Origin of the sequence: Mesorhizobium sp. M1A.F.Ca.IN.020.06.1.1 (assembly GCF_004023265.1) — a bacterium.
GTDB lineage: Bacteria > Pseudomonadota > Alphaproteobacteria > Rhizobiales > Rhizobiaceae > Mesorhizobium.
Genome location: NZ_RZSR01001120.1, coordinates 1 through 1741 on the forward strand (window position 1 = coordinate 1; position 1741 = coordinate 1741).

A 1741-nucleotide genomic window follows, 5' to 3' on the forward strand; every position below is an offset into this window, starting at 1 on the left:
GCTTCGCTGAGCGCTGACGCGCTGCCGGCCGTGGCGCGAGCTGCTTCGCGAAAGCCGCCGGCGCGGGCCACGGCCATGAACGCCTGGAGATCGTTGAGTTCGGCCGCCATTGTCCTGAATTTCGTACAAGCTGTGCCGAATATAGCTGGTTATCGGGACAGCGGCTATGCCTTATCTCCCTCGCCGGCAACGAAGGAGAACCACGATGTCCAGCGTAAACAAATCCGGCACCTATAAACTCGGCGAGCGGTCGGTCCGCCGCCTCGGCTACGGCGCCATGCAGCTCGCAGGCAAAGGAGTCTTCGGTCCACCGAAAGACCATGACGCGGCCATCGCCGTGCTGCGCGAAGCCATAGCGCAAGGCGTGAACCATATCGACACCAGCGATTACTATGGTCCGCACGTCACCAACAAGCTGATCCGCGAGGCGCTATTGCCCTACCCCGACGACCTCACCATCGTCACAAAGATCGGCGCCCGTCGTGGCGAAGACGCCTCCTGGCTGCCGGCCTTCACAGCCGATGAGCTCGAACAGGCCGTACACGACAATCTTCGCAATCTTGGCCTCGAGGTGATGGACGTCGTCAATCTGCGCATCATGTTCGGGATGCATGGTCCAGCCGAGGGCTCCATCGAGGCGCAGGTCACCAAGCTCGCCGAGCTTCAGCGCAAGGGCCTGGTGCGCAATATCGGCTTGAGCAACGTCACCCGAGCGCAAATCCAGGAAGGCCGCAAGATTTGCGACATCGTCTGCGTGCAGAACCAGTACAATCTGGCGCATCGCGAGGACGACGCGCTGATCGATGAACTGGCGCGCCACGGCATCGCCTATGTGCCGTTCTTTCCGCTTGGCGGCTTCAGCCCGTTGCAATCGTCGACGCTGTCCGGCGTGGCCGAGCGGCTCGGCGCGACGCCGATGCAGGTTGCGCTGGCATGGTTGTTGCAGCGTTCCCCCAACGTCCTTTTGATCCCGGGCACGTCGTCGGTCGGGCATCTGCGCGAGAACCTTGCGGCAGCGGAGTTGGAGCTGTCGGCGGATGTGCTGCGCGAGTTGAATGGGGTGGCGAAAGCGGCGTAGGTCGGCGCAGCGCCCCGCCCGCGCCCTGCGGCGCGACCTCCCCATCAAGGGGAGGTAAGGCGCCGCGCTTTACGCTCAAACGGGTTTAGCATTTCATGAATGTCGCAGGCATGCAGCGACGGCAGGCTGGCACGACGCTCTACCTCCCTCGATGGGGAGGTCGGCGCGAAGCGCCGGGCGGGTGAAGCGCCGACGTCAGCTTAATTAATACTGGCCGTATGCGCCGACTCGGCTTGCTTGATGTCCGTCGTGTACGGTACGCGATAGCCATTGGCAGCCAGCCATTCGATCGCCGCTTTTGGCTCGTCGGTCTGGATGATGGTGGCGCCGCGATCGACCCAAAAACCCCAAGCCTCGCGCGGCAGGCTGGCAGCGACCGCCAGCTCGTCGCCACGGCCGCCGGCAAGGAAGCCGCCCGGCTTGTTGACGATGGCATAAGTATCGGTCCAGAGGTGCCAGTCACCGCGGACGGCTGTAGCCCGCATGCGCGTGCTGAACAGCGGGCCGCCGTTTGCGGTCAACGTCTCGGCGCCGTTGCGCCAGTTGATCAGCTCGATAGCGCGTGGCGCGAACGCCTTGTCGACCTCGCCGGCAAAGGCGGCATCGTGCACGGCGTCATCGGCAAGGATCGGCATGAACTGGAAGCCGCCGCCCGCCTGGGCG

At 64.3% G+C, this 1741-nt stretch carries 2 protein-coding genes and 1 pseudogene; 1 reads left to right on the top strand and 2 read right to left on the bottom strand.

The features are described 5' to 3' along the window. Nucleotides 1-110, bottom strand: a 110-nt coding sequence (locus tag EOA60_RS39365) for a LysR family transcriptional regulator (protein WP_348632738.1), incomplete at its 3' end; no start/stop codon positions are given. 95 nt (nucleotides 111-205) lie between these two features. On the opposite strand from EOA60_RS39365, the gene EOA60_RS31595 reads away from it, so the two are divergent. Next, on the top strand, nucleotides 206-1078 hold the full coding sequence (locus EOA60_RS31595; protein ID WP_095824725.1) for an aldo/keto reductase family oxidoreductase: 873 nt from the start codon (nucleotides 206-208) through the stop codon (nucleotides 1076-1078). 200 nt (nucleotides 1079-1278) lie between these two features. Here the strand turns inward: EOA60_RS31595 and EOA60_RS31600 are convergent. Beyond that, nucleotides 1279-1741 (bottom strand): annotated as a pseudogene (locus EOA60_RS31600) (DUF4996 domain-containing protein); the annotation flags it as partial.